Origin of the sequence: Pseudomonas sp. NPDC088414 (assembly GCF_044753325.1) — a bacterium.
Lineage (GTDB): Bacteria > Pseudomonadota > Gammaproteobacteria > Pseudomonadales > Pseudomonadaceae > Aquipseudomonas.
Genome location: NZ_JBIVMY010000010.1, coordinates 39,905 through 66,762 on the forward strand (window position 1 = coordinate 39,905; position 26,858 = coordinate 66,762).

A 26,858-nucleotide genomic window follows, 5' to 3' on the forward strand; every position below is an offset into this window, starting at 1 on the left:
TGGCAATAAAAAAGCCCCTGAAAATTCAGGGGCTCTTCTGTCAGTGCGGCTGGTAGACCGTGAGCATCTGCCCAGGCTTGAGGGCCTTGCCCGCGCCCGGGTTCCAGCGCTTGAGATGCTGCATCTCGACGTTGAAACGCTTGGCCACCACGTACAGGGTGTCGCCACGCTTGACCTTGTACTGGGTCTGCTGCTGGTTGTCGGCCTTGCCTTTGCTCTTGCTGTTGGCGGCAATCACCGTGTTGACCCGGCCACCGCTGCGCGCCGGGGTGCGCTTGGTGTTGTCCTGCATCACCAGGGTCTGGCCGACCTTGAGGTTCTTGCCGGTCAGCTTGTTCCAGCGTTGCAGGTCCTTGACTTCGACCTTGTTGGCCTTGGCGATGGAGCCGAGATTGTCGCCGCGTTTGACCCGGTAAGCGCGCTTGAGCTTCGCCACTTCAGTCGGATCAGCACCGTCGAACACCGGCTTCAGCGAGCGCGGACTGATCAGCTCTTCAGGCCGCATGGTCTGCAGGCTGGCGGTCAGCAGTTGCGCCTTGGACGTCGGCACCAGCAGATGCTGGGGGCCGTCGATGGTGGTGCGCTGCTTGAAGGCCGGGTTGAGCTGGAACAGCTCGTCTTCGTCGATGTTGGCCACCGCCGCAACCTTGGACAGGTCCATGCGCTGGTTGATTTCGACAACCTGGAAATACGGTTCGTTGGCGATCGGGTTGAGGTTCACCCCGTAGGCTTCCGGGGCCAGTACCACTTGCGACAGGGCCAGCAGCTTCGGTACGTAGGCCTGGGTTTCCGCCGGCAACGACGACAGGTTCCAGTAGTCGGTCGGCAGGCCGAGCTTTTCGTTGCGCTCGATGGCACGGCTGACCGTGCCTTCACCGGCGTTGTAGGCCGCCAGGGCCAGCAGCCAGTCACCGTTGAACATGTCGTGCAGACGGGTCAGGTAATCCATCGCGGCGGTGGTCGAGGCGGTGATATCGCGACGGCCATCATAAAAGCGGGTCTGGCGCAGGTTGTAGTAGCGACCGGTGGACGGAATGAATTGCCACAGGCCCGAAGCGTCGGCCCGGGAATAGGCCATCGGGTTGTAGGCGCTCTCGATCACCGGCAGCAGGGCCAGCTCCAGCGGCATGTTGCGCTCTTCGAGACGCTCGACGATGTAATGAATGTAGAGACTGCCGCGTTCGCCGGCGTTCTCCAGAAAGGACGGGTTACTGGCAAACCATAGCCGCTGCTGCTCGATGCGCGGGTTCACGCCCAGGCCGTCCTGCAGCTGGAAACCACCGCGCATGCGCTCCCAGATGTCCTGAGGCACCTGCGGGCTGGGCTTTTCGCTGAGCCAGATCGGTTTCTGCTTGGCTCGCGCAGCAATGTTCGGCGTATGGCTCGCTTCAGGCTGCGGAGCATGGCTGGAACAGCCCGCCAACGTGGCGGACACAGCCACCGCGATGGCTTGCGCCAAGCGGGTCAGCGTGTCTGAATTGACGGACTTACGTATGGATGACGACATTGGCTGGAAGTAAGTTCCGGGCAAAAATGTCGGGCGATTCTAGAAAGCGCACCCCCTGCGGTCAACCATTCAGAATTTCTGTACCAGCTGGGGAGTCACTTAGAACTTATCTTTCCATGCCCGCAGAGCCGCAAAAACCTCACTCGGCGCCCGGTTTTGAGCGCCTGCCCGTTCGTCCACTTTTTGTGTAACTAATGTTTCAGCGGTACGCAAAAACGGATTTGTGAGCTTTTCCAGAGCCAGGGTCGAGGGCAGGGTCATCACGCCTTTTTCCCGTTGCTCGGTAACTTTTTCCAGACGGGCGGCGATGTCCGGGTTGGTCGGTTCGACCGCAGCAGCAAACTTCAGATTGCTCAGGGTGTATTCATGGGTGCAATACACCAGCGTATCCTCAGGTAATGCGGCGAGGCGGCCGAGCGAGTGGTGCATCTGCTCCGGCGTGCCTTCGAACAGGCGTCCGCAACCGGCGGCGAACAGCGTGTCACCGCAAAACAGCAGGCCGTGGTGGTAATAGGCGATATGGCCAAGGGTGTGACCGGGCACCGCATAGACATCGAAGTCCCAGCCGAGCACGCTGACCTTGTCATTGTCCTTGAGCGCCACGTCGCGCCCCGGGATGTTTTCGCTGGCCGGGCCGTAGACTTTGGCGCCGCTTGCCGCTTTCAGGCGTTCGACGCCGCCGACGTGATCGTGATGGTGATGGGTGATCAGAATGTCGCTCAGCACCCAGCCCGGGTGTGCGGCCAGCCAGGCCTGCACCGGCGCGGCATCGCCCGGGTCAACCACCGCGCATTGCTGGGTGCGGTGATCCTGTAACAACCAGATGTAGTTGTCGGTGAACGCGGGCAGGGCACTGATCTGTATCATCGTCGGAATTCGCCAAGCGGAAAACATTGGCGCATCTTAGAGCTTCTAGCGGCGTTGGAGAATGACATGACCGATAAAGCGTTCGCTCAGGCCGATCCCGACTGGCTGGCGTTGATCGGCGCGGCCCGTGAGTGGCTGGCCGGCCCCCTCGGGCAATTTCTGCTGGATGAAGAACGGCGCATGCTCGAAGACGAGTTGGGGCGGTTCTTCGGCGGCTATCTGGTGCATTACGGGCCGTCGGCCCAGACCCCGCCATCAGCGCCGCAGGTGCAGCGCAACGTGCGGCTCGGCGCGCCATTGCCGGGTGTCGAGATCGTCTGCGAGGAACAGGCCTGGCCGTTGAGCGAACACGCCGCCGACGTGGTGGTGTTGCAGCATGGTCTGGATTTCTGCCTGTCGCCCCACGGCCTGCTGCGTGAAGCGGCGAGCAGCGTACGCCCCGGCGGGCATCTGCTGATCATCGGCATCAACCCCTGGAGCACCTGGGGCTTGCGTCACGTCTTCGCCCACGACGCCTTGCGTCAGGCGCGCTGTATCTCGCCGTCGCGGGTCGCCGACTGGCTCAACCTGCTGGGCTTTGCGCTGGAGAAACGCCGCTTCGGGTGCTATCGTCCGCCGCTCGCGTCGCCCAAGTGGCAGGCCCGACTGGCCGGCTGGGAACGCAAGGCCGGCGACTGGCAACTGTCGGGCGGTGGCTTCTATTTATTGGTCGCGCGCAAGATCGTGGTTGGCCTGCGTCCGGTGCGTCAGGAGCGTCGCGAGCCGATGGGCAAGCTGATTCCGCTGCCGATGGCCAAGGTCAACCGCCGCCGTATCGAACCGTAAACCTTCTTTTTATAGTGGCCGGACCTGCTCCGGCCGCGGCCATCGTCGATCCGCGATTGACGGGGCCAGGCATTTTTCTGGATAGAGTGGCATGAGCGAAAGCGTCGATAGCGTAGAACTGTTCACCGACGGCGCCTGCAAGGGCAACCCCGGCCCGGGCGGCTGGGGCGCCTTGCTGGTGTGCAAGGGCGTCGAAAAGGAACTGTGGGGCGGCGAAGCCAACACCACCAACAACCGCATGGAACTGCTCGGCGCCATCCGTGGCCTCGAAGCCTTGAAGCGGCCCTGTGAAGTGCTGCTGGTGACCGACTCGCAATACGTGATGAAAGGCATCAACGAGTGGATGGCCAACTGGAAAAAGCGCGGCTGGAAAACTGCCGCGAAAGAACCGGTGAAAAACGCCGACCTGTGGAAAGAGCTGGACGAGCAGGTCAACCGGCACAAGGTCACCTGGAAGTGGGTGCGCGGGCACATCGGTCATCACGGTAACGAACGGGCCGACCAATTGGCCAACCGTGGGGTGGATGAAGTTCGCGGGTACAAGCAGAGCTGATTGCCAGCAGGCTCACTCCTGCCATCTGGAATGCGTTCCCCTGTAGGAGCTGCCGCAGGCTGCGATCTTTTGATCTTGCTTTTAAAAAACAAAGTCAAAAGATCGCAGCCTGCGGCAGCTCCTACAGGGTCATAGGTGCCAATCAAGCGGTGGTGCGCGCCGCGCGCCGCGAGCGTGTTAACATCGCCGCTTTTGTACGATTGACCCCGTTGAGAATTGAACACTGATGGCCACCAGATCCGTTGTACTCGATACCGAAACCACCGGCATGCCGGTGACCGATGGTCACCGGATCATTGAAATCGGCTGTGTCGAACTGATCGGTCGGCGCCTGACGGGCCGGCACTTTCACGTTTACCTGCAACCGGATCGCGAAAGTGACGAGGGCGCGATCGGCGTTCACGGCATCACCAACGAATTCCTTGTCGGCAAACCGCGTTTCGCCGAAGTCGCCGACGAATTCTTCGAGTTCATCAACGGCGCGCAGTTGATCATCCACAACGCGGCGTTCGACGTTGGTTTCATCAACAACGAATTTGCCTTGATGGGCCAGCACGATCGTGCGGACATCACTCAGCATTGCACCATCCTCGACACCCTGATGATGGCCCGGGAACGTCACCCGGGGCAGCGCAACAGCCTCGACGCCTTGTGCAAACGCTATGGCGTCGACAACTCCGGCCGTGAACTGCACGGCGCCTTGCTCGACTCGGAGATTCTTGCCGACGTCTACCTGACCATGACCGGTGGCCAGACCAGCCTGTCGCTGGCCGGCAACGCTTCCGACGGCAATGGCACGGGCGAGGGCGCGGACAACTCCGCTACCGAAATCCGTCGTCTGCCGGCGAGTCGTCAGCCTGCGCGGATCATCCGGGCGACGGAAGAGGAACTGGCGGCGCATATGGCGCGGCTGGAGATCATTGCCAAGTCGGCGGGTGGGCCGGCGTTGTGGACGCAGATTGCCGAGGCTGATGCTCAGGCCTGAACACATTTTGTGGCGAGGGAGCTTGCTCCCGCTTGGCTGCGAAGCAGTCATAAAACCTGAATGCACATTGATGCTGAACGAATACCGGGGCCGCTTCGCGCCCCAGCGGGAGCAAGCTCCCTCGCCACAAAAGCCGAGTCAGGCTGAATGAAGCCAAGTGGCCACCCTCGCCACTTTCGCTGCAACCCTCTACCCTGAGTGCATTGGCTGACTTGATCCGCCGCCTCAGGACACTGAGCCCCATGTACAAAGATTTGAAGTTTCCGGTGTTGATCGTCCATCGCGACATCAAGGCCGACACGGTCGCCGGTGACCGTATCCGTGGCATCGCCCGGGAGTTGGAGCAGGAAGGTTTCAATATCGTTTCGGCCATCGACTACACCGAAGGGCGGTTGGTGGCCTCCACCCATCATGGTCTGGCGTGCATGCTGATCGCTGCCGAAGACGCCAGCACCCATTCCCATCTTTTGCAAAACATGGCCGAACTGATCGGCCTGGCCCGGGTGCGCGCGCCGGATCTGCCGATCTTCGCCCTGGGCGAACAGGTCACCCTGGAAAACGCCCCGGCTGATGCCATGGCCGAACTCAATCAACTGCGCGGCATTCTTTACCTGTTCGAAGACACCGTGCCGTTTCTCGCCCGGCAAGTGGCGCGGGCGGCGCGCAAGTATCTGGACGGTCTGCTGCCGCCGTTTTTCAAGGCGCTGGTGCAGCACACCGCCGACTCCAACTATTCCTGGCACACCCCTGGGCATGGCGGTGGCGTGGCCTATCACAAGAGTCCGGTGGGGCAGGCGTTTCACCAGTTCTTTGGCGAAAACACCCTGCGTTCGGACTTGTCGGTCTCGGTGCCGGAACTCGGTTCACTGCTCGATCACACTGGGCCGCTGGCCGAAGCCGAAGAACGCGCCGCGCGAAATTTTGGCGCCGATCACACGTTTTTCGTGATCAATGGCACCTCGACCGCCAACAAGATCGTCTGGCACTCGATGGTCGGTCGTGATGATCTGGTGCTGGTGGATCGCAACTGCCACAAGTCGGTGCTGCACGCGATCATCATGACCGGCGCGATCCCGCTCTACCTCTGCCCGGAGCGCAATGAGCTGGGGATCATCGGCCCGATTCCGCTGAGCGAATTCAGTCGCGAATCGATTCAGGCGAAGATCGACGCCAGCCCGCTGACCAAGGGCCGCGCGCCGAAAGTCAAACTGGCGGTGGTCACCAATTCGACCTACGACGGCCTGTGCTACAACGCCGAGCTGATCAAACAGAGCCTGGGCAATAGCGTGGAAGTGCTGCATTTCGATGAGGCGTGGTACGCCTACGCGGCGTTTCACGAGTTCTTCGCCGGGCGTTATGGCATGGCCACCTCGCGCACCGAAGACAGCCCGCTGGTGTTCACCACTCATTCCACGCACAAGCTGCTCGCCGCATTCAGCCAGGCCTCGATGATTCATGTGCAGGACGGCGGCGCGCGGCAACTGGACCGTGACCGTTTCAACGAAGCGTTCATGATGCACATCTCGACCTCGCCGCAGTACAGCATCATCGCTTCGCTGGATGTGGCTTCGGCCATGATGGAGGGCCCGGCCGGGCGTTCGCTGTTGCAGGAAACCTTCGATGAGGCGCTGAGTTTTCGTCGGGCGCTGGCCAATCTGCGCCAGCACATTGCGGCGGATGACTGGTGGTTCTCGATCTGGCAGCCGCCTGGCGTCGAAGGTATCGACCGGGTGCAGACCGAAGACTGGCTGTTGCAACCGGACGCTGACTGGCATGGCTTCGGCGAAGTCAGCGACGACTATGTGCTGCTCGACCCGATCAAAGTGACCCTGGTCATGCCCGGGTTGAATGCCGGTGGCGCGCTGAGCGAGAAGGGCATCCCGGCGGCGGTGGTCAGCAAGTTCCTCTGGGAGCGCGGGCTGGTGGTGGAGAAGACCGGGCTGTATTCGTTCCTGGTGCTGTTCTCGATGGGCATCACCAAGGGCAAGTGGAGCACGCTGCTCACCGAGTTGCTGGAATTCAAGCGCAGTTACGACGCCAACGTCAGTCTCGCGACCTGCCTGCCGTGCGTGGCGCAGCAAGACACCGCGCGCTATCGCGGCATGGGCCTGCGCGATTTGTGCGATCAACTGCACGCTTGTTACCGCAGCAATGCCACCGCCAAACATCTGAAACGCATGTACACGGTGCTGCCGGAAATCGCCATGAAGCCGGCCCATGCCTATGATCATCTGGTGCGCGGCGAAGTCGAGGCGGTGCCGATCGATGAGCTGGAAGGGCGGATCGCGGCGGTGATGCTGGTGCCGTATCCACCGGGGATTCCGTTGATCATGCCGGGGGAGCGCTTCACCGAGGCGACCCGATCGATCATCGATTACCTGAAGTTTGCCCGCACGTTCGATAGCAGCTTCCCCGGTTTTGTTGCTGATGTGCATGGACTGCAACATGAAGACGAGGGCAATGGGCGGCAGTACACCGTCGATTGCGTCAAGGAATGAGGACTTTCCCGAGTATGCAACCGGTCATGAATCCGAAATACCCTGGGCTGTCGGTGCGCGTCGCCGACGACGGTTTCGCAGCATATATCTGGGGCAGCGACTTCAGTTTCGAGGTCGCCGCGTACGGTGCAGCCGTCATTGGCCAACCGGTCGAGCGCTGGGCGGTGACGCCGATCGTGCCGTACCGCAAGTGCTATGGCATCGACCCTGAAGAGTTCAGCAGCTATCGCGATGCCGCCGACAGCGCGATTTTCATGGCGTATCTCGATGATGAGCCGGTCGGTCATCTGGTGATCAGCACCAACTGGAACGGCTTTGCCCACATCGATGAGCTGGCGGTGCACGCACCGGCGCGCCGGCATGGTGTGGCCAAGGCGCTGCTGGATGTGGCGCAGTTCTGGAGCCGCAAGAAGAAACTGCCGGGGATCATGCTTGAAACCCAGAACAACAACCTCGGTGCCTGTCGTTTGTATGAGCGTTGTGGCTACGAAATTGGCGGTATCGACCATTTGCGTTATCGCGGGATAGACCCGAACACTGCGGAAATCGCGCTGTTCTGGTATCGACTGTTCGATAACCCGCTGGAACACCCGCTCAGCTCGCCAGCATCGCCTCGGCTTGTTCCGTGATGATCGTCAGCAGCGTCTGAATCGCTGCCGGCGTGGCGCTGTGCCGGTAGGTCAGGGCATACAGGCTGACGGGCACCGCCGGTGACAACGGGCAGACATCCAGTCCGCCGGCCCGTGCGCCAAGGGCGGTGAACGGGTCGACGATGGCCAGCCCTTCACCGGCCTCGACCATGCTGCGCATCATCTGATGGGTTTGTACGCGGGTCTGGATGCTCGGCGCCGGGCGCAGGGCCTGGAGTTTGTTCTCCAGCGCCGGGCTCAACGGGTCGTGGCCTTCAAGGCCGACCATCGCCTGTCCGGCGAGATCCTGCAGGGAAATGTATTTCTGCTTCGGTTGCAACCAGCCGTGGGGCGCTAGCAGGTGCAGCTTGCCGTGGGCCAGCGGTTGCGCGTGGATGTCGGGGTGCTCCGGATCGTGCAGGCTCAGGCCCAGATCGCTTTCGCGCAGCAGCAGGCTGCGGACGATGTCGCAAGTTGGAGCGCTGAGCAAACGGCAGGGAGCGTCGGGCAAACGTCGGCGCAGCAGGGCGATACTTTGCGGTAACAGCTGTTGCGCCAGCGGCGGGGTACCGATGAGGCGCAGGGGCGGGGCGAGGTATTGCTTGAGACTGCTGGCCAGACGCTGCACCGGTTCCAGCGCTTGATAGACGTGAGCGATTTCCACCTGCAATGCCCGTGCTTCAGGCGTCGATTGCAAACGACCGCGTACGCTGGCGAACAGCATGAACCCCAATTCGCTCTCGGCTTCGCGCAAACGCTCTTCGACCTCGGTCACCGGGAGCTGCAGCCATTCGGCGGCGGTGCCCAGGTGACCGGTCTGCAAGAGCGCCTGAATCACTTCGATATGACGTAAACGCATGCGTGAAGTCCATGTTCAGCAGGTGGGGTCAGTGCCTGAATCCTACCCCAAGTCTGCGCATATGACTTCTGCTCATAACGGCCAGTTATGAAGCGACGGTTGTCTCAGGCTCGCGGGTCAGGGTAATACCTGACTGAACCAGGAGAAACTCGGTGTCACTGACTTTGTTGACGCGATCGCCAATGGCCAGTTTGTAAATCGGCTCCGAGCCAGTGGACCCGTCTGCCGACGGGGTGGATTCCTGGAACTCATGCACGGAATAAACGCGGCCTTCCGCATCTCTTGCATGGAACTGACCGACGAGTACTGCTGCCATCTGCTTAGAACCTCTGGAGATAAAACGCTTGATTTGCGGCTTGGTAGACCGTCATCAAGCCCTGTAAGTTTTCCTACAGGAAAAAAATAATCAGCGCGAAGGAATTTCCCTTGCTCGCTGGTGAAACGGTCATCGAATCATCTATAACTACTGGCTCTTCCCACGGACAGTCGAGAGTCTTCCATGAGCAATGTCTACAACGTCGCTGTAGTCGTCGGCAGCCTGCGCAAAGCATCGATCAACCGCAAAGTCGCGCTGGCGCTGGCCGAGCTGGCACCGGCGAACCTGAAACTGAAGATTGTCGAGATTGGCGACCTGCCACTCTATAACGAAGACATCGACGGCGATTCACCGCCGGCAGCCTACAGCACTTTCCGCCAGGAAGTCGGTTCTTCCGACGCGGTGCTGTTCGTCACCCCGGAATATAACCGCTCGGTGCCGGCGCCTCTGAAGAATGCGATTGACGTGGGTTCACGGCCGTATGGCAAGAGCGTCTGGGGCGGCAAACCGGGCGCGGTGATCAGCGTGTCACCGGGAGCCATTGGCGGTTTTGGCGCCAACCAGCATCTGCGTCAGTCTTTCGTGTTTCTCAACGTGCCGTGCATGCAGCAGCCGGAGGCGTATCTGGGTGGTGCGGGTTCGGCGTTTGACGAGGCGGGCAAGTTGAGCGAGTCGGTGAAACCTTTTCTGCAGAATTTCATCAATGCCTACGGACAATTCGTAGAGCAACACAAAAAATAAGCCACACCCGGAACACTATGTAGGAGTGAGCCTGCTCGCGATAGCGGTGTGTCAGTCGATTGATTGGTAACTGACAGTCCGCTATCGCGAGCAGGCTCACTCCTACAGTTTTTGGTGTTGGCTTCACTTCTCCATCTCAATCCAAGGCTGTCGCGAATGCTCGCTGCGTCACTGATCTTCCTGCTGACCATCACCCTTGTCATCTGGCAACCCAAAGGCCTCGGGGTCGGCTGGAGCGCGACGCTCGGCGCCGTGCTGGCGCTGGTCTTCGGCGTCGTGCACCTGAGCGACATTCCGCTGGTGTGGCAGATCATCTGGAACGCCACCGGCACCTTCGTCGCACTGATTATCATCAGTCTGCTGCTCGACGAAGCCGGGTTCTTCGCTTGGGCCGCGTTGCACGTGGCGCGCTGGGGGCGGGGCAGTGGGCGCAAGCTGTTTGCCTTCATGGTGCTGCTCGGCGCGCTGGTGTCGGCGTTGTTCGCCAATGACGGCGCGGCGCTGATTCTCACGCCGATCGTGATTTCGATGCTGCTGGCGCTGCGCTTTTCCCCGGCGGCGACCCTGGCGTTCGTCATGGGCGCCGGTTTCATCGCCGACACCGCGAGCCTGCCGCTGGTGGTGTCGAACCTGGTCAACATCGTCTCGGCGGACTTCTTTCACATCGGCTTCAACCGCTATGCGGCGGTGATGGTGCCGGTCAACTTCGTCAGTGTGGCCGCGACGCTGGGCGTGCTGCTGTGGTTCTTCCGCCGCGACATTCCCAAGGCTTACGACCCCGAACAGCTCGAACAGCCACACACGGCGATCCACGACAAAGCCACGTTCTATGCCGGCTGGATAGTGTTGGTGATCCTGCTGATCGGCTGCTTTTTCCTCGAACAACTGGGCATCCCGATCAGCGCGATCTCGGCGGTCTGCGCGGCACTGCTACTGGGGATCGCCGCCCGAGGCCACAAGATTTCCACGCGCAAGGTACTGAAAGAAGCACCGTGGCAGATCGTGATTTTCTCCCTCGGCATGTATCTGGTGGTGTATGGCCTGCGCAATGCCGGGCTGACCGGGTATCTCGCTGGCTGGCTGGATGTGTTCGCCGGGTACGGCGTGTGGGGCGCGGCGCTGGGCACCGGGGTGCTGACGGCGCTGTTGTCGTCGATCATGAACAACTTGCCGACAGTGCTGATCGGCTTGTTGTCGATTGATGCGAGTCAGGCCAGTGGTGTGGTCAAGGAAGCGATGATCTACGCCAACGTGATCGGCAGCGATCTGGGGCCGAAAATTACCCCGATCGGCAGTCTGGCGACCTTGCTCTGGCTGCATGTGCTGGCACGCAAGGATATCCGGATTGGCTGGGGGTATTACTTCAAGGTCGGGATTGTGCTGACGGTGCCGGTGTTGTTGGTTACCTTGGCGGCGTTGGCTTTGCGGCTTTCGCTGTAGACCGAGTTGCCCCTATCGCGAGCAGGCTCACTCCTACCTTGGAATGCGTTCCCCTGTAGGAGTGAGCCTGCTCGCGATAGGGCCGGTTAAGGCGCTACAACTCTCACACCTGGCCCGGCACATTCGGCCAAAGATCCGCCACCAGAAACAACCGCTCTGCCTCTTCCCATTCGCCCTGCGCATTCTCGGTCAGGCGCACCAGCAGTTGCGCCGGGGCCATCGGTTCCAGGTCATCCAGCCACATCTGCAGGTGTTCAGCGTTCCAGGCCTGATCTGCCGGGTAATGCGCCGGCGCCAGCCACGCATGCCGGGGCAGGGGTTGCCAGCGTCCGGCCGGGCGCTGGGCGACGAACGCCGGCCAGTCCTTCTGATGCAGCCAACTGCCACGCAGGTGCTGCGGATGCGCGCCTCTGGGCGGTTCGGCCTGACCGGGCCACGGATACAGCAGATAACCGCCCAGCCACAACTGCGCACTGAACACCTCGATATCCAGCTTCGCCAGCACATCACGGCTTTCCGGACGGGCCGAGATCGGCAGTTGATGTTCAGCCAGATGCGCCAGTTTGCGGTCCAACCGATCGTGACAACCCGGCCCCAGCCACTGCGCCGGGTCGTGGCCATCGCCTTCCTGCGGGCCGAGATAGAGCTTGATCGCCAGTTCCAGGTGATGCACGCCATCGCGGTCGCGCAGCAGCATGTCCAGTTCACCGAGGGTATGGCCTTCGCGGCGGATCGGCAGGTTGGCGGCAATCAGCTCGATGCCCGGCGCATGCTCCACGGCAAACTGCCACAGCCGCTCGTAATAAAGGCCCAGCCGCCGCGTGCGCGCCTGCGCCAGCCAGTGCAACAAGCCATAACTGTCACGATCGAGTTGTCGCAGCCAGTGCTCCAGGCGCGCCGGATCGCTGACCCAGTCGCTGCCGGCCAGCGGATGGCGCTGCGGCCACGGCGTCGCGGCCAGCATCGGCGGTGCGAGAATCACCCACGCCAGGTCACGCACTTCGGGATGGCGTAGTTGGTGTGGCAACTGAAGCAAGTCGGGAAACAGGATCATCTTGCGAGCATAGCCTTAAACACGCGCGCACCCTCGTGGCTGAAAGGATTTTGTCTATTCCAGGCTTTCGCCCATAATCGGGTTTTTCGCGTTTTCGATTGTCCGCAGAGGTCCCATGGAGCAATTTCGTAATATCGGCATCATCGGTCGCCTGGGCAGTTCCCAGGTGCTGGATACCGTCCGCCGACTGAAACGCTTTCTGCTCGATCGTCACCTGCACGTGATTCTCGAAGACACCATCGCCGAAGTCCTGCCGGGCCATGGCCTGCAGACCTCGTCACGCAAGATGCTCGGCGAAGTCTGCGACATGGTCATCGTCGTTGGCGGTGACGGCAGCCTGCTCGGTGCCGCGCGGGCGCTGGCCAAGCACAATATTCCGGTACTCGGGATCAACCGTGGCAGCCTCGGCTTTCTCACCGACATTCGCCCCGATGAGCTGGAAGTCGAAGTGGCCAAGGTGCTCGACGGCCACTATCTGGTGGAAAACCGCTTTCTGCTGCAAGCCGAAGTGCGCCGCCATGCCGAAGCCATCGGCCAGGGCGATGCACTGAACGACGTGGTGCTGCACCCGGGCAAATCGACGCGGATGATCGAGTTCGAGCTGTACATCGACGGCCAGTTCGTCTGCAGCCAGAAGGCCGACGGCCTGATCGTCGCCACCCCGACCGGTTCCACCGCGTACGCGCTCTCGGCCGGCGGACCGATCATGCATCCCAAGCTCGATGCCATTGTGATCGTGCCGATGTACCCCCATATGTTGTCGAGCCGGCCAATTGTGGTCGATGGCAACAGTGAGCTGAAAATCGTCGTGTCGAAAAACATGCAGATTTACCCGCAAGTCTCCTGCGACGGGCAGAACCACTTCACCTGCGCGCCGGGCGACACCATCACCGTCAGTAAGAAAGCCCAGAAGCTGCGGCTGATTCACCCGCTCGACCACAACTACTATGAAGTCTGTCGGACCAAGCTCGGCTGGGGCAGCAAGTTGGGTGGTGGAGGCGACTGATGCTCGATCCCGCGCGCAGTTATGACTTGATTGGTGACGTGCACGGATGCGCCCTGACCCTCGAACACTTGCTTGACCGTCTCGGTTATCACAAGCAGGGCGGGGTCTGGCGGCATCCATCGCGCATGGCCGTGTTCGTCGGCGACATCATCGACCGTGGCCCGCGAATCCGCGAGGCGCTGCACATCGTCCATGACATGGTCGAGGCCGGGCAGGCGCTGTGCATCATGGGCAACCACGAATTCAATGCACTGGGCTGGAGCACCCCGGCGCTGCCGGGCAGCGGCAAGCAGTTCGTCCGTGAGCACACGCCGCGCCACGCGCGTCTGCTGCACGAAACCCTGACCCAGTTCGAAGACCATCCGGGCGACTGGCATGATTTCCTCAACTGGTTCTATGAGCTGCCGCTGGTGGTCGACGCCGGGCGGTTCCGTGTGGTGCACGCCTGTTGGGATGCCAGCCTGATCGAACCGTTGCGCGGGTTGTTCCCCGATGCGCGTATCGACGAGCACTTTCTTCAGGCCTCGGCCGTGCCCGGCAGTTTCGCCTGCACCGTGTTCGACCGCTTGCTGCGCGGCACCGACATGCGCCTGCCGGATGGCTTGACCATGACCAGCGGCGACGGTCTGGTGCGTTCGTTCTTCCGCACCAAGTTCTGGGAGGACGACCCGAAAACCTACGGCGACATCGTCTTCCAGCCAGATGCACTGCCCGAACCGGTGGCGCAGAAGCCGCTGACTTCCAGCGAAAAAAACAACCTGCTGCGCTATGGCATCGACGAGCCGTTGCTGTTCGTCGGCCACTACTGGCGCAGCGGCAAACCGGCGCCGATCCGCCCGAACCTCGCGTGTCTCGATTACAGCGCGGTGCTCTACGGCAAACTGGTGGCCTATCGTCTGGATCAGGAAACACGTCTGGATCCGCATAAATTTGTCTGGGTCGATGTCGAGCGGCCGGAGGTGCTGCAATGAGTGCGGTAGCGGTATTGCGTCTGCCGTTGGCGGTGGACCTGAGCGGATTCGTCAAACTGCTGCAACGCATGCAGGTGCCGCATCGGGTCAGTGAAGAGGCGGGCGAGCAGGTGCTGTGGGCGCCTTCGGAAATCAGCGAGGACGTGCGTTCGCTGTACGAGCGCTTCCCGGCCGGCGATCCGGAGCAACAACTGGACATCCCGCAAGCCCCGACCTTCAAGCGTCCGAGCTTCGCCGAGCAACTCAAACACGCCAAGGCCACCGGGTTGATCCTGCTGCTGAGCCTGCTGGTCGGTGGCCTGACCTATCTGGGCGACAACCTCGAAACCATTCGCTGGCTGACCTTCCTCGACTTCCGCGTGGTTGGCGAGTACATCCAGTTCACGCCGCTGGCCGACAGTCTGGCGGCGGGGCAGTGGTGGCGCTGTTCACGCCGATGCTGCTGCACTTCGGCATCCTGCACCTGGCCATGAACGGCATGTGGTACTGGGAGCTGGGGCGGCGCATCGAGTCACGTCAGGGCAGCATCAACCTGCTCGGTCTGACCCTGTTGTTCAGCCTGGTGTCGAACTACGCGCAATTCGCCTGGAGCGGCCCGAGCCTGTTCGGCGGCCTGTCCGGCGTGCTCTACGGTTTGCTCGGCCACTGCTGGATCTTCCAGTTGCTGGCGCCGAACCCGGCGTATCGCCTGCCGCGCGGCGTGCTGGTGATGATGCTGGTGTGGCTGGTGATTTGCATGTCCGGACTGGTCTCGATGATCGGTTTCGGCCAGATCGCCAACGCCGCCCACGTCAGCGGGTTACTCATCGGATGCTTCACCGGTTTGTTGGGCGGTTTGTATAACCGCCGTAAACTGGCCGCCTGAATTTTTAAGTGAATAAAGAGCACGGAGACCCTGATGTCCTCTTTTAACGACATGATCAACAACATCACCCCGGACATCTACGAGAGCCTGAAACTGGCCGTGGAAATCGGCAAGTGGTCCGACGGCGGCAAACTCACCGCCGAACAGCGCGAGCTGTCGCTGCAGGCGATGATCGCCTGGGAAATCCAGAACCTGCCGGAAGACCAGCGCACCGGTTACATGGGTCCGCAGGAATGTGCGTCAAAGTCGATCGAAGTGCCGAACATCCTGTTCAAGTCGGATGCCATCCATTGATCGAGATTGGCCGCGGTGCAATCAGCAAAATGTCGGCGCGCCTGGACGGGCCGAATGTGCAATACGCGTTTCGTCTGGATGATGTCGAGGTGCCGGTCAATCCCATGATCGGCACCACGGTGCGTCTGGAGTACCTGGGGGCGATTCATTGCACCTATTGCGGGCGCAAGACCAAAACCAGTTTCAGCCAGGGTTACTGCTACCCGTGCATGACCAAACTGGCGCAGTGCGACCTCTGCATCATGAGTCCGGAGCGCTGCCACTTCGAGGCCGGCACCTGCCGCGACCCGGTATGGGGCCAGCAGTTCTGCATGACTGATCATGTGGTGTATCTGGCCAATTCGTCGGGGATCAAGGTCGGTATCACTCGCGCCACGCAACTGCCGACCCGTTGGCTCGATCAGGGCGCGAGTCAGGCGCTGCCGATCATGCGCGTATCGACGCGCCAGCAGTCGGGCTTCGTCGAAGACCTGTTCCGCAGTCAGGTGGCCGACAAGACCAATTGGCGCGCGTTGCTCAAGGGCGATGCGGCGGCGGTGGATCTGGCCCAGGTGCGCGATCAACTGTTTGAAAGCTGCGCCGAGGGCTTGCAAGGCTTGCAACAGCGATTCGGCCTACAAGCAATTCAGACGATTGCCGATGTAGAACCTCTCGAAATCCGCTATCCGGTCGAGCAATACCCGGCCAAAATCGTCAGCTTCAACCTGGACAAGAACCCGATTGCCGAAGGCACGCTGCTGGGGATCAAGGGTCAGTACCTGATTTTTGACACCGGCGTGATCAACATTCGTAAATACACGGCCTATCAGCTCGCCGTGCATCAATAAGGATTCCAGCATGCGCACCGAACAACCGAAGATGATTTACCTGAAGGACTATCAGGCGCCCGAGTACCTGATCGACGAGACGCACCTGACCTTCGAGCTGTTCGAGGACCACAGCCTGGTCCACGCGCAACTGGTGATGCGCCGCAACCCCGAGCGTGGCCCGGACCTGCCGCCACTGGTACTCGACGGCCAGCAGCTGGAGCTGCTGTCGGTGACCCTGGCCGACCAGGAATTGAGCGCCGGCGATTATCAGCTGAGCGAAAACACCCTGACCCTGCAACCGTCCAGCGCCAGTTTCACGGTCGACACCAGCGTCCGGATCCACCCGGAAACCAACACCGCGCTGGAAGGCCTGTACAAGTCCGGCACAATGTTCTGCACCCAGTGCGAGGCCGAAGGCTTCCGCAAGATCACCTATTACCTCGACCGCCCGGACGTGATGAGCAAGTTCACCACCACGGTGGTCGCCGAGCAGCACAGCTATCCGGTGCTGTTGTCCAACGGCAACCCGATTGCCTCTGGCCCTGGCGAAGACGGCCGACACTGGGCGACCTGGGAAGACCCGTTCATGAAGCCGGCGTACCTGTTCGCGCTGGTGGCCGGTGATTTGTGGTGCGTCGAAGATACCTTCACCACCATGACCCAGCGCAATGTCGCGCTGCGCATCTACGTCGAGCCGGAAAACATCGACAAGTGCCAGCACGCCATGAACAGCCTGAAGAAGTCGATGCGCTGGGACGAAGAGGTCTACGGTCGCGAGTACGATCTGGACATCTTCATGATCGTCGCCGTCAACGACTTCAACATGGGCGCGATGGAGAACAAGGGTCTCAACATCTTCACCTCCAGCGCCGTGCTGGCCCGCGCCGAAACCGCCACCGACGCCGCGCACCAGCGGGTCGAGGCGATCGTCGCCCACGAATACTTCCACAACTGGTCGGGCAACCGCGTGACCTGCCGTGACTGGTTCCAGCTGTCGCTCAAAGAAGGCTTCACCGTGTTCCGTGACGCCGGTTTCTCCTCGGACATGAACTCGGCCACGGTCAAGCGCATTCAGGACGTGGCGTACCTGCGCACCCACCAGTTCGCCGAAGATGCCGGGCCCATGGCCCATGCGGTGCGCCCGGACAGCTTCATCGAGATCTCCAACTTCTACACCCTGACCGTGTACGAAAAAGGCTCGGAAGTGGTTGGCATGATTCACACCCTGTTGGGCGCCGAAGGCTTCCGCAAGGGCAGTGACCTGTACTTCGAACGCCATGACGGCCAGGCGGTAACCTGTGACGATTTCGTCAAGGCCATGGAAGACGCCAACGGAGTCGACCTGACCCAGTTCAAGCGCTGGTACAGCCAGGCCGGTACACCGCGTCTGGCGGTCAGCGAGTCCTACGACGCGGCGGCGAAAACCTACAGCCTGACCTTCCGCCAGAGCTGCCCGGAAACCCCGGACAAGGTGGAAAAACTGCCGTTCGTGATCCCGGTCGAACTCGGTCTGCTCGACAGCAAAGGCAACGCGATTGCCCTGCGTCTGGCCGGTGAAGCGTCGGCCCAAGGCACCACCCGCGTGATCTCGGTGACCGAGGCTGAGCAGACCTTCACCTTCGTCGACATCGCTGAACAGCCGCTGCCGTCGTTGCTGCGTGGTTTCTCGGCACCGGTGAAACTGAGCTTCCCGTACAACCGCGACCAGTTGATGTTCCTGATGCAGCACGACAGCGACGGTTTCAATCGCTGGGATGCCGGTCAGCAACTGTCGGTGCAGGTGCTGCAGGAACTGATCGCGCAGCAGCAGAAGGGCGAGAGTCTGGTGCTTGATCCGCGTCTGATCTCGGCGCTGAAAACCGTGCTGTCTGACGAGTCGCTGGATCAGGCCATGGTCGCCGAAATGCTCTCGCTGCCGAGCGAGGCCTATCTGACCGAAATCAGTGAAGTGGCGGACGTCGAGGCGATCCACACCGCTCGCGAGTTTGCCCGCAGGCAACTGGCGGACAACCTGTTTGAAGCGTTGTGGCTGCGCTATCAGGCTAACCGCGACCTGTCGAAGCAGACGCCGTATGTGGCTGAGGCCGAGCATTTTGCCCGTCGTGCGCTGCAGAACATTGCGCTGTCGTACCTGATGTTGAGCGGCAAGCCGGAAGTGCTGGCCGCTACGCAGGAACAGTTCGAAAACAGCGACAATATGACCGAGCGCCTGACCGCACTGGCGGTACTGGTCAACTCGCCGTTCGACGAGCAGAAAGCCGTGGCGCTGGCGAGTTTCGCCGAGCACTTCAAGGACAACCCGCTGGTCATGGATCAGTGGTTCAGCGTGCAGGCCGGCAGCACCTTGCCGGGCGGTCTGGCGCGGGTCAAGGCGTTGATGCAGCACCCGGCATTCAACATCAAGAACCCGAACAAGGTGCGTGCGCTGGTCGGCGCGTTTGCCGGGCAGAACCTGATCAACTTCCACGCTGCCGACGGTTCGGGCTACCGCTTCCTCGCGGATCTGGTGATTGAGCTGAACGGCTTCAACCCGCAGATCGCCTCGCGGCAACTGGCGCCACTGACTCGCTGGCGTAAATACGACAGCGCCCGTCAGGCACTGATGAAGGCTGAGCTGGAGCGGATTCTGGCGTCGGGGCAGTTGTCGAGTGATGTGTATGAAGTGGTGAGCAAGAGCCTGGCGTAAGTAGGGATAAGATCAGACCTTGTGGGAGCGGGCTTGCCCGCGATGGCGGCATCAGATTCAACGTTGAAGTTGAATAATCTACCGCTATCGCTGGCAAGCCAGCTCCCACAGGTTTTTGCGTTTTCTGTTACTTCAGGTCGAACCGGTCCAGCTCCATCACCTTGGCCCACGCCGCCACGAAGTCTTTGACGAACTGTTCCTTCGCGTCAGAGCTCGCATACACCTCGGCCAGCGCGCGCAGGATCGCGTTGGAACCAAACACCAGATCGACCCGCGTCGCCGTCCACTTCACGCTGCCGGTCTTGCGGTCGCGTCCTTCGAACTCGTCCGCCGCCGGTGAGGTCGGTTTCCACTCCACGCCCATATCGAGCAGGTTGGTGAAAAAGTCATTGCTCAGCGTTTCAGTGCGAGCGGTGAACACACCATGCCGGCTTTGCCCGACGTTGGCCCCCAATACCCGCAGACCGCCGACCAGCACGGTCATTTCCGGAGCGGAGAGGGTGAGCAGTTGCGCCTTGTCGATCAGCAGCGCCTCGGCCGAAACGGTGTATTTGCCCTTGCTGTAGTTACGGAAACCATCGGCAATCGGTTCGAGGAAACCAAACGACTCGACGTCGGTTTGCTCCTGACTCGCGTCGGTGCGGCCTGGATTGAACGGCACAGAGACCGAGTGCCCGGCGTTTTTCGCCGCTTGCTCAACCCCGGCATTACCCGCCAGCACGATCAAATCCGCCAGCGAGACTTTCTTGCCGGATGAACCGGCGTTGAACTCGTTCTGAATGTCCTCAAGGGTCTTCAGTACCTTGTCCAGTTGCTCCGGCTGGTTGGCCTGCCAGAACTTCTGCGGGGCCAGACGCAGACGCCCGCCATTGGCGCCGCCGCGTTTGTCGGAACCACGGAAGGTGGACGCAGCCGCCCAGGCGGTGGACACCAGTTGCGACACCGACAGGCCGGAAGCCAGCACTTTGCTTTTCAGCGCCGCCGCATCGTTGCTGTCGATCAGTGGTTGGGTGGCCTCAGGAATCGGGTCCTGCCACAGCAGTTCTTCGTTGGGCAGCTCTGGCCCGAGATAGCGTGACAGCGGGCCCATGTCGCGGTGGATCAGCTTGTACCAGGCGCGGGCAAAGGCGTCGGCCAGTTGATCCGGGTTGGCCAGGAAGCGGCGGGCGATCGGCTCGTAGATCGGGTCGAAACGCAGCGCCAGGTCGGAGGTGAGCATGGTCGGCGAGAGTTTTTTGCTTGGATCGTGCGCGTGTGGAACGGTACCAGCCCCCGCGCCGTTTTTCGGTTTCCACTGGTGCGCACCGGCCGGGCTTTTGAACAGTTCCCACTCGAAGCCGAACAGGTTTTCCAGGTAGTTGTTGCTCCATTGGGTCGGGGTGGTGGTCCAGGTCACTTCCAGGCCGCTGGTGATGGTGTCGGCGCCTTTGCCGGTGCCGAATGCGTTGCGCCAGCCGAGGCCTTGTTCTTCCAGGCCGGCCGCTTCCGGCTCAGGCCCGACATTGTCGGCCGGGCCGGCGCCGTGGGTCTTGCCGAAGGCGTGACCGCCAGCGATCAGCGCGACGGTTTCTTCATCGTTCATGGCCATGCGGCCGAAGGTTTCGCGGATATCGCGACCGGAGGCAACCGGGTCGGGATTGCCTTCAGGGCCTTCCGGATTGACGTAGATCAGGCCCATCTGCACCGCTGCGAGCGGATTTTCCAGATTGCGTTCGCCCTGATCGGTGCGACTTTCCTCTTTGCCGTGCAGATCCGGTTCAGCCACCAGCGTGCCGTCACCGGGCTCCTGCATGGCGGACTTGTCTTTGCCGTAGCGGCTGTCGCCACCGAGCCATTCGTGTTCCGAACCCCAGTAGACGTCTTCGTCCGGTTCCCACACATCAGGGCGGCCTCCGGAGAAACCGAAGGTCTTGAAGCCCATCGACTCCAGCGCGACGTTGCCGGTGAGCACGATCAGATCGGCCCAGGAAATATTGCGACCGTATTTCTGCTTGATCGGCCACAGCAGGCGCCGGGCCTTGTCGAGGCTGACGTTGTCCGGCCAGCTGTTGAGCGGGGCAAAACGCTGCTGGCCGGAACCGGCGCCACCGCGGCCATCGGCAGTGCGATAGGTACCGGCACTGTGCCAGGCCATGCGAATAAACAGCGGGCCGTAGTGGCCGAAGTCGGCGGGCCACCAATCCTGGGAATCGGTCATCAGCGCGCGCAGGTCTTGTTTAAGGGCCTGGAAGTCCAGGCTCTTGAAGGCTTTGGCGTAGTCGAAGTCCTTGCCCAGCGGATCGGACTTGGGCGAGTGCTGGCTGAGGATCTTCAGGTTCAGTTGATTCGGCCACCAGTCACGGTTCGTCGTACCACCACCGGCGGCGTGGTTGAACGGGCATTTCGATTCGTTTGCCATGTTCGGGTCCTTATCAGGTCTTGTACGGCCGGCTCGTGCCGACTTCGGACTAGTAAGGCTAGACCCGACTCGGGCAGTCAGCTAATAGGCCGACTATTGGAGCTTGATAGCCGCAGTCTTTCAGCATTTGCCCGTACTCGGGCAGGTCGCTGCAGGCTCAGATTCGAGCCAGAAACTGCGTTCTTGAGGGCTCGCTGCAAAACGAATTGCAAGAATCGTGATGACAGAAAGAAATGTTATTGTATAACATAAAAAAGATTTCATTCTGTTTCTGCCAGCGTTATTTGCCAAGCGCCGGCAGCGATCCTCACTTTTCTGCTCACGGAAGTTCTGAAATGCCTGCCCGTTCCCAACCCCTTCAACGACGCCTGACTCCTCTGGCCGCCGCGCTGCTGATCGCCTCACCGGTGTTCGCCGCCGAACCGCTCGAACTGCAACCACAAATCATCACCGGCAATCCTTTAGGCAGCCAGACCCTCGCATCGCCCTCGACCGTGCTCAGCGGCGACGACCTCACGTTGCAGCAGAAGGGCAGCCTCGGCGAGACCCTGAACAAGCAGCCCGGCGTGTCCTCGTCATATTTCGGCCCGGGTGCGAGTCGGCCGATCATTCGCGGTCAGGACGGTGACCGCATTCGCATCCTGCGTAACGGCGTCGGCGCGCTGGACGCCTCGTCGCTGTCTTACGACCACGCGGTGCCGCTGGATCCGGTCAACGTCGAGCGCATTGAAATCGTCCGTGGCCCGGCGGCGCTGCTCTATGGCGGCAGCGCGATCGGCGGGGTGGTCAACACCTTCGATAACCGCATCCCCACCGAAGCCATCGACGGCATTCACGGTGCGGGTGAGTTGCGCTATGGCGGCGCCGATACTACCCGCAGCAGTGCGGGGAAACTGGAGGCCGGCAACGGGCAGTTCGCCTTGCACCTGGACGCCAGCGCCCGTGAGTTCAACGACTTGAAGATTCCCGGCTACGCCAAGACCGGCGCGGCACGCGCCAGCGACGACGGCGACTCGCGCAAGCATCGGCTGGCCAACAGCGACGGTCGTCAGGATGGCGGCGCCGTCGGCGGTTCCTACACCTGGGATGACGGATACGCCGGTCTGTCCTACAGCAATTACGATTCGAACTACGGCTCGCCCGCCGAAGACGACGTGCGCATTCGCATGGAGCAGGAGCACTACGCGTTCGCCTCGGAAATCCGCAACCTCGACGGCCCCTTCAGTTCGGTCAAACTTGATGCGGGCTACACCGATTACCAGCACCGGGAAATCGAGGGCGGTGAAGTCGGCACCACCTTCAAGAACAAGGGCTACGAAGCGCGGGTCGAGGCCAGACACCAGCCGTTGGGCCCGTTCAACGGGGTGATTGGCGCTCAGGTCAGTCGCAACGAATTCTCGGCGCTGGGCGAAGAAGCCTTTGTGCCGCACACCGATACTGACGCCGGTGCACTGTTCATTCTGGAAGAGTTGCAAGCCACCGAGCGTCTGCTGTTCAGCCTCGGCGGCCGATTGGAGCACACCACAGTCGACCCGGATGCCAAAGGCAACGAACGCTTTGCCAATGCCGACAAGTCGAGCAGTTTCACCGCCGGCAGCCTGTCGTCCGGAGCGGTGTATACGCTGACGCCGATCTGGTCGGTCGCCGCGACACTCGGCTACACCGAGCGCGCACCCACGTTCTACGAGTTGTACGCCAACGGTGCCCACGTCGCGACCGGCACCTATGAAGTCGGCGATGCCGGTCTGTCGAAAGAAAAAGCTGTGTCCAGCGACCTCGCATTGCGTTTCGACAACGGCACGCACAAGGGTAGCGTCGGCGTTTTCTACAGCCACTTCTCCAATTACATCGGCTTGCTCGGTACCGGCCGCACACTGAATGACGAAGGCGAAGAGGATGCCGGCGGAATTCCCGAATACCGCTACTCGGGTGTGCGTGCACGTTTCAGCGGCATCGAGGCGCAGGATCGCTGGACACTTGGCGAAAATGCCTACGGCAAGTTTGCTCTGGAGCTGTCGGGCGATTACACCCGCGCCAAGAATCTCGACAACGGTCAGGATCTGCCGCGCATCGCGCCGTTACGCTTGAACAGCGGCTTGCTGTGGGAACTGGATCGCTGGCAGGCACGGATCGATATCGAACACGCCAGTTCGCAGCATCGTGTGCCCGATAACGAAAGCAGCACCGATGGCTACACCACGCTGGGGGCGAATGTGGGATATCACTTCGATGTCGGCCAGAGCAAATGGCTGGCCTTCGTCAACGCCGAGAACCTGACCAACCAGACCGTGCGCTACGCCAGCTCGATCCTGCGCGATGTTGCACCGGCGCAGGGGCGCAGCATTCAGGTGGGATTACGCACGACGTTCTGATAGCCCATCGCCCCCCGTGTAGGAGTTGCCGCAGGCTGCGATCTTTTGATCTTGATCTTGAAAAAACAAGATCAAAAGATCGCAGCCTGCGGCAGCTCCTACACGGAGGGCATCAGCTCGATTGCGCGGTGTCGTCGTCCGGCAACGCATCCAGCGGATCTACTTGTCCCGGCAGCTCGGTGTTCACGCTGAAGTCCGTGACCTCGACCGCACCAGGTCCCTTACCGGCTCATACTTTTTCGGAAACTGGTTTGATACTGCAGTTAACTTTTGAATTTCCAAATTCTTATTTCGAATTCAGCTAATAACCTGTCAGTTATGACAGTAGCGATCGGGATAGTTGATGCATAGGTTCACAGGCAGAAGCAACGGCTTCTGAGTTTTCGAGAACCACTCATCAATATCAGACTATCCCGGAGTGCATGCAAATGAGCGAATCAATTCATATAAAAGGGCAACTCGAGGCATTGTTAAAGAAGGCCGGACAAGGTTATGACGGCGAGTTCAATGCATCTATTGGTGGAAAAAAATTCGTGTCGGCGACGGGGGATAATACGACGTTCTATGAAGCAACCGACGACTTCTTGATTGTTGGATTTGATGACGAAAAACGAGGTCATGTTGCTTTCACCGTTCCAAAGAGCCTGGTTGGGGATGGACCTCATCCGGTGGAATGGTATAGAGGCCAAATAGGTTGGAGCGCTGATGTCGATGGCGATTTTCAACTTATTAAATCAGGAAGGGCAGAGGTGACGTTTTTGAAAAAGGTGTATGAACGAATCGGCGCTAAAGGTGACATCCATTTTCAATTGCCTGATGGACAGAAAATAGAGGGACACTTTCAAATCGAACGTCGTTAGTAAACGTAAAGGGACGGATCCAACCAATCCGCCCCTTCCCCGATTTCAACTCGATTGCACAGTTTCATCATCCGGCAACGCATCCAGCGGATCTTCCTGCCCCGGCAGCTCAGTAATCACACTGAAATCCGTGACCTCGACCGCACCCAATCCATAACCCAGCAAGTGGAACGAAAAGGCCTTGCGCTGCTGCGGGTTGTCGAAGCTGAAATCCATCTGCAGCGGCTGATCGGCTGTGGCGACCATCTCGGTCGGCAAGCCCAGCTGCACGTCCTGTTCGAACTCCTTGGCCTTGAGCTGGATGTACGCCGCCTGCTGCGGATCCACCGAGCGCACGGTCAGGCGCACGCGGGTGTGCGAACCCTTGGGCATTTCCAGGTATTGCGCACCGATCAGGTTGTCGGCCCAGTCATCGTTGATCTGTGCCTGCAGCGGGATGACGTTGTTGCTGCCGAACTGGTAACGCTGATTGAGTGGCGTGCGCAGCAGCGAAAGGTCCAGCGCCATGGCCCGCGCGGCAATCTGTCGGGCCTGCGGGCTGCTTTCAGTGCCCTTGAAGGTGGCGCGCTCGGCAATGAACCCGGCGCTTTCGTAGTAACGGCAACGGCGCGGCATGTCGCACTCGGAGAAGATCCCCTGACCGTTGTGGTAGCGCAGCTTGCCGTTGGTGTAGGACATGATTTCGCGCCCGCTGTCGTAATCGCGAAACAGCGAACGACCGCTCAGCGCCGACGGCACCGGCAGGTCAAAATAATCGAGGATCGACGCGCTCAGATCGACATGACCGTAGACCCCGGCATTCAGTCGCGGCAGTTGCTCGTGTTCCGGGGCCAGAGTCAGGTTGAAACCCCAGGACGACGCCAGACGCACGCCATCGATGCCGTGGGATTCGTCCGAGGTGATCACCACCAACGTGTCCTTGAGCACGCCCTGGCGTTCGAGCCCACTGAGGAACTGCTCCAGCGCATCGTCCAGATAACCGACGGCGGCCTGCTTCGGCGTGTCGTAGCGCGCCAGATATTCTTCCGGTGCGGAATAGGGCTGATGAGTGCCGACGGTCAACAGAGTGAGCATCCACGGTTGCTTCTGCTTCTTCAGTTGGCCGACGTAATCCAGCGCGCCTTCGAAGAATGCCTTGTCATCCTTGCCCCACGGAAACTCCAGATAGTTGGCGTTGCTGAACCATTCCAGACCATGGGTCGCATCGAAACCGATGTGCGGCATGATCTTGTCTTTGGCCATGAAACGCAGGCCGGCGCCTTGCAGGTAATGAGTGCTGAAGCCGTTCTGCCGCAGTTGCGCCGGCAGGCAGGCCTGATTGCGCTCCTGCTGGGTGAGCATCTCCACACCTTTGGGCGTGCCGTTGTTGAGCTTGTCGTAATCGCCGCAGAGCATGGCGTACAGGCCGCGAATGGTCTGGTGCGTATGCAGCACGTAATCCGGGGTGTTCATGCCGCGCTCGGCCCAGCGGCTGAGGTTGGGCATCAGGTCTTCCTGATAATGGCTGCCGATGGCTTCGCGATTGGCGCGGATGTAGGCGCCGGGAATGCCTTCCAGGGCGATGATCAGCACATTGCGCGCCTGTCCCGGTGCGGCCAGCAGCTTGTGCCCGTTGAGATCCAGGTCGGTCAGTCCGGCCATCTGCGGCGCGGGTTCTTCGACGTCACCCTCCAGCCATTCTTCAGCCTGCAACTGCAGATCGGCCACTTGAGCGGCGAGCAACTGATGCGGCAGGTTGTACAGGCGCCACGGATCTTCCTCGCTTGGCCACTGGTTTTGCACGCCCCAGTGCGCGGCGAACAGCAGCGCCGGCGCCGCCCATACGGCGCGGGGCAGGGCAGCAGCGGGTTGCGTGCGATTGGCGAAGCGCGTCAGTAACCAGAGCAGCAGCGCCAGCAACAGGGCCACGCCCAGCGCCGGATGGGCAAGGCCGCCACCGGTGGAGTTTTCCACGAACTGCGGGTCAATCAGGTAATGCAGGTCAGATGGATTCGGCAGGCGACCGACAGCGCTGACCAGTTCGGCCGTCGCCACCGCCAGCAATCCCCAGAACAGCAGCAACGGCAACGCCAGCCACCACGCGCGGCGATGCAGCAACAGCACCAGCAAACTGCCAATCGCCAGGTCGGACAAATAGCCCAGTGGCGACGACCAGCCCAACGCCGCGCGCAGGCATACCGGCACGATCAGCACCAGCAGAATCAGGGAAAACAGGCGGGCATGTGGCTGCCGCAACCAACGCAAAAGAACACTCACAAAAAAAGACCTTCCAGCCATCAAACCGTCATAAAAGTGTGCGCGATGATACCAAGGGTGGGCTGTC

The 26,858-nt window shown here is 60.9% G+C and carries 21 protein-coding genes and 1 pseudogene; 15 read left to right on the forward strand and 7 right to left on the reverse strand.

What is annotated here, in order from left to right; all coding sequences use genetic code 11:
- Nucleotides 1-40: 40 nt before the first annotated feature.
- Together ACIP8I_RS11905 and gloB are read right to left on the reverse strand one after the other, a co-directional pair.
- Nucleotides 41-1,507, reverse strand: coding sequence for a LysM peptidoglycan-binding domain-containing protein (locus tag ACIP8I_RS11905; RefSeq protein WP_134786110.1), 1,467 nt, complete (start codon nucleotides 1,505-1,507; stop codon nucleotides 41-43).
- Nucleotides 1,508-1,606: 99 nt separating this feature from the next.
- On the reverse strand, nucleotides 1,607-2,374 hold the full coding sequence (gloB, locus tag ACIP8I_RS11910; protein ID WP_367084791.1) for a hydroxyacylglutathione hydrolase: 768 nt from the start codon (nucleotides 2,372-2,374) through the stop codon (nucleotides 1,607-1,609).
- Nucleotides 2,375-2,440: 66 nt separating this feature from the next.
- Between gloB and ACIP8I_RS11915 the strand changes: the two genes are divergently transcribed.
- From ACIP8I_RS11915 to ACIP8I_RS11935, 5 genes are all read left to right on the forward strand, one after another.
- Nucleotides 2,441-3,199, forward strand: a complete 759-nt coding sequence (locus ACIP8I_RS11915; RefSeq protein ID WP_003224159.1) for a methyltransferase domain-containing protein — start codon at nucleotides 2,441-2,443, stop codon at nucleotides 3,197-3,199.
- A 91-nt stretch (nucleotides 3,200-3,290) separates the two neighbouring features.
- Complete coding sequence (rnhA, locus tag ACIP8I_RS11920; protein ID WP_003224162.1) at nucleotides 3,291-3,752, forward strand: ribonuclease HI; 462 nt, start codon at nucleotides 3,291-3,293, stop codon at nucleotides 3,750-3,752.
- Nucleotides 3,753-3,978: 226 nt separating this feature from the next.
- The gene (dnaQ, locus tag ACIP8I_RS11925) at nucleotides 3,979-4,737 is read left to right on the forward strand and encodes a DNA polymerase III subunit epsilon (RefSeq protein WP_027613146.1); all 759 of its coding nucleotides are present in this window, start codon (nucleotides 3,979-3,981) and stop codon (nucleotides 4,735-4,737) included.
- Nucleotides 4,738-4,979: 242 nt separating this feature from the next.
- Nucleotides 4,980-7,235: an Orn/Lys/Arg decarboxylase N-terminal domain-containing protein gene (locus ACIP8I_RS11930; protein ID WP_003224166.1), complete on the forward strand. Its 2,256-nt coding sequence runs from the start codon at nucleotides 4,980-4,982 to the stop codon at nucleotides 7,233-7,235.
- A 14-nt stretch (nucleotides 7,236-7,249) separates the two neighbouring features.
- Nucleotides 7,250-7,864: a GNAT family N-acetyltransferase gene (locus ACIP8I_RS11935; RefSeq protein ID WP_096795963.1), complete on the forward strand. Its 615-nt coding sequence runs from the start codon at nucleotides 7,250-7,252 to the stop codon at nucleotides 7,862-7,864.
- On the opposite strand, the gene ACIP8I_RS11940 is transcribed toward ACIP8I_RS11935, so the two are convergent.
- Nucleotides 7,830-8,723, reverse strand: coding sequence for a LysR substrate-binding domain-containing protein (locus tag ACIP8I_RS11940; RefSeq protein ID WP_400761223.1), 894 nt, complete (start codon nucleotides 8,721-8,723; stop codon nucleotides 7,830-7,832). The two genes, ACIP8I_RS11935 and ACIP8I_RS11940, sit on opposite strands and share 35 nt — an antisense overlap.
- A gap of 85 nt (nucleotides 8,724-8,808) precedes the next feature.
- Nucleotides 8,809-9,039: a hypothetical protein gene (locus ACIP8I_RS11945; protein ID WP_007965845.1), complete on the reverse strand. Its 231-nt coding sequence runs from the start codon at nucleotides 9,037-9,039 to the stop codon at nucleotides 8,809-8,811.
- A 183-nt stretch (nucleotides 9,040-9,222) separates the two neighbouring features.
- Here ACIP8I_RS11945 and ACIP8I_RS11950 point away from each other — a divergent pair, with 183 nt between their 5' ends.
- Nucleotides 9,223-9,780, forward strand: coding sequence for an NADPH-dependent FMN reductase (locus tag ACIP8I_RS11950; protein ID WP_102357122.1), 558 nt, complete (start codon nucleotides 9,223-9,225; stop codon nucleotides 9,778-9,780).
- A gap of 156 nt (nucleotides 9,781-9,936) precedes the next feature.
- On the forward strand, nucleotides 9,937-11,220 hold the full coding sequence (locus tag ACIP8I_RS11955) for an arsenic transporter (protein WP_367084785.1): 1,284 nt from the start codon (nucleotides 9,937-9,939) through the stop codon (nucleotides 11,218-11,220).
- A gap of 103 nt (nucleotides 11,221-11,323) precedes the next feature.
- Here the strand turns inward: ACIP8I_RS11955 and ACIP8I_RS11960 are convergent, their stop codons facing one another.
- Nucleotides 11,324-12,274, reverse strand: a complete 951-nt coding sequence (locus ACIP8I_RS11960) for a DUF1853 family protein (protein ID WP_400761226.1) — start codon at nucleotides 12,272-12,274, stop codon at nucleotides 11,324-11,326.
- Between the two features lie 115 nt (nucleotides 12,275-12,389).
- Between ACIP8I_RS11960 and ACIP8I_RS11965 the strand changes: the two genes are divergently transcribed.
- From ACIP8I_RS11965 to pepN, 6 genes and pseudogenes are all read left to right on the forward strand, one after another.
- Complete coding sequence (locus ACIP8I_RS11965) at nucleotides 12,390-13,280, forward strand: NAD(+) kinase (RefSeq protein WP_003224174.1); 891 nt, start codon at nucleotides 12,390-12,392, stop codon at nucleotides 13,278-13,280.
- On the forward strand, nucleotides 13,277-14,251 hold the full coding sequence (locus ACIP8I_RS11970) for a metallophosphoesterase (protein WP_372241222.1): 975 nt from the start codon (nucleotides 13,277-13,279) through the stop codon (nucleotides 14,249-14,251). The genes ACIP8I_RS11965 and ACIP8I_RS11970 overlap by 4 nt, the downstream gene beginning before the upstream one ends.
- Nucleotides 14,248-15,116: pseudogene (locus ACIP8I_RS11975) on the forward strand (rhomboid family intramembrane serine protease). Before ACIP8I_RS11970 ends, ACIP8I_RS11975 begins: the two are co-directional and overlap by 4 nt.
- 33 nt (nucleotides 15,117-15,149) lie before the next feature.
- Nucleotides 15,150-15,410 carry a YeaC family protein gene (locus ACIP8I_RS11980; protein ID WP_007919229.1) on the forward strand — a complete coding sequence of 87 codons (261 nt, stop codon included), beginning with the start codon at nucleotides 15,150-15,152 and terminating at the stop codon, nucleotides 15,408-15,410.
- A complete protein-coding gene (locus ACIP8I_RS11985; RefSeq protein ID WP_400761228.1) occupies nucleotides 15,407-16,237 on the forward strand; it encodes a DUF2797 domain-containing protein in 831 nt (276 codons plus the stop codon). Before ACIP8I_RS11980 ends, ACIP8I_RS11985 begins: the two co-directional genes overlap by 4 nt.
- A 10-nt stretch (nucleotides 16,238-16,247) precedes the next feature.
- Complete coding sequence (pepN, locus tag ACIP8I_RS11990; RefSeq protein WP_400761231.1) at nucleotides 16,248-18,905, forward strand: aminopeptidase N; 2,658 nt, start codon at nucleotides 16,248-16,250, stop codon at nucleotides 18,903-18,905.
- Between the two features lie 127 nt (nucleotides 18,906-19,032).
- On the opposite strand, the gene katG is transcribed toward pepN, so the two are convergent.
- Nucleotides 19,033-21,303, reverse strand: a complete 2,271-nt coding sequence (katG, locus tag ACIP8I_RS11995) for a catalase/peroxidase HPI (protein ID WP_400761232.1) — start codon at nucleotides 21,301-21,303, stop codon at nucleotides 19,033-19,035.
- Between the two features lie 335 nt (nucleotides 21,304-21,638).
- On the opposite strand from katG, the gene ACIP8I_RS12000 reads away from it, so the two are divergent.
- Nucleotides 21,639-23,675 (forward strand): TonB-dependent receptor, encoded by a 2,037-nt coding sequence (locus ACIP8I_RS12000; protein ID WP_400761234.1) that lies wholly within the window; start codon nucleotides 21,639-21,641, stop codon nucleotides 23,673-23,675.
- A gap of 428 nt (nucleotides 23,676-24,103) precedes the next feature.
- The gene (locus ACIP8I_RS12005) at nucleotides 24,104-24,535 is read left to right on the forward strand and encodes a hypothetical protein (RefSeq protein WP_400761237.1); all 432 of its coding nucleotides are present in this window, start codon (nucleotides 24,104-24,106) and stop codon (nucleotides 24,533-24,535) included.
- 45 nt (nucleotides 24,536-24,580) lie between these two features.
- Here the strand turns inward: ACIP8I_RS12005 and ACIP8I_RS12010 are convergent, their stop codons facing one another.
- Nucleotides 24,581-26,812 (reverse strand): LTA synthase family protein, encoded by a 2,232-nt coding sequence (locus tag ACIP8I_RS12010; protein ID WP_400761240.1) that lies wholly within the window; start codon nucleotides 26,810-26,812, stop codon nucleotides 24,581-24,583.
- Nucleotides 26,813-26,858 lie beyond the last annotated feature (46 nt).

What these genes read in the sequence shown, in the direction of transcription:
- ACIP8I_RS11905 (WP_134786110.1), bottom strand. Translation starts at nt 1,507, where the DNA reads ATGTCGTCATCCATACGTAAGTCCGTCAATTCAGACACGCTGACCCGC.
- gloB (WP_367084791.1), bottom strand. Translation starts at nt 2,374, where the DNA reads ATGATACAGATCAGTGCCCTGCCCGCGTTCACCGACAACTACATCTGG.
- ACIP8I_RS11915 (WP_003224159.1), top strand. Translation starts at nt 2,441, where the DNA reads ATGACCGATAAAGCGTTCGCTCAGGCCGATCCCGACTGGCTGGCGTTG.
- rnhA (WP_003224162.1), top strand. Translation starts at nt 3,291, where the DNA reads ATGAGCGAAAGCGTCGATAGCGTAGAACTGTTCACCGACGGCGCCTGC.
- dnaQ (WP_027613146.1), top strand. Translation starts at nt 3,979, where the DNA reads ATGGCCACCAGATCCGTTGTACTCGATACCGAAACCACCGGCATGCCG.
- ACIP8I_RS11930 (WP_003224166.1), top strand. Translation starts at nt 4,980, where the DNA reads ATGTACAAAGATTTGAAGTTTCCGGTGTTGATCGTCCATCGCGACATC.
- ACIP8I_RS11935 (WP_096795963.1), top strand. Translation starts at nt 7,250, where the DNA reads ATGCAACCGGTCATGAATCCGAAATACCCTGGGCTGTCGGTGCGCGTC.
- ACIP8I_RS11940 (WP_400761223.1), bottom strand. Translation starts at nt 8,723, where the DNA reads ATGCGTTTACGTCATATCGAAGTGATTCAGGCGCTCTTGCAGACCGGT.
- ACIP8I_RS11945 (WP_007965845.1), bottom strand. Translation starts at nt 9,039, where the DNA reads ATGGCAGCAGTACTCGTCGGTCAGTTCCATGCAAGAGATGCGGAAGGC.
- ACIP8I_RS11950 (WP_102357122.1), top strand. Translation starts at nt 9,223, where the DNA reads ATGAGCAATGTCTACAACGTCGCTGTAGTCGTCGGCAGCCTGCGCAAA.
- ACIP8I_RS11955 (WP_367084785.1), top strand. Translation starts at nt 9,937, where the DNA reads ATGCTCGCTGCGTCACTGATCTTCCTGCTGACCATCACCCTTGTCATC.
- ACIP8I_RS11960 (WP_400761226.1), bottom strand. Translation starts at nt 12,274, where the DNA reads ATGATCCTGTTTCCCGACTTGCTTCAGTTGCCACACCAACTACGCCAT.
- ACIP8I_RS11965 (WP_003224174.1), top strand. Translation starts at nt 12,390, where the DNA reads ATGGAGCAATTTCGTAATATCGGCATCATCGGTCGCCTGGGCAGTTCC.
- ACIP8I_RS11980 (WP_007919229.1), top strand. Translation starts at nt 15,150, where the DNA reads ATGTCCTCTTTTAACGACATGATCAACAACATCACCCCGGACATCTAC.
- pepN (WP_400761231.1), top strand. Translation starts at nt 16,248, where the DNA reads ATGCGCACCGAACAACCGAAGATGATTTACCTGAAGGACTATCAGGCG.
- katG (WP_400761232.1), bottom strand. Translation starts at nt 21,303, where the DNA reads ATGGCAAACGAATCGAAATGCCCGTTCAACCACGCCGCCGGTGGTGGT.
- ACIP8I_RS12000 (WP_400761234.1), top strand. Translation starts at nt 21,639, where the DNA reads ATGCCTGCCCGTTCCCAACCCCTTCAACGACGCCTGACTCCTCTGGCC.
- ACIP8I_RS12005 (WP_400761237.1), top strand. Translation starts at nt 24,104, where the DNA reads ATGAGCGAATCAATTCATATAAAAGGGCAACTCGAGGCATTGTTAAAG.
- ACIP8I_RS12010 (WP_400761240.1), bottom strand. Translation starts at nt 26,812, where the DNA reads ATGGCTGGAAGGTCTTTTTTTGTGAGTGTTCTTTTGCGTTGGTTGCGG.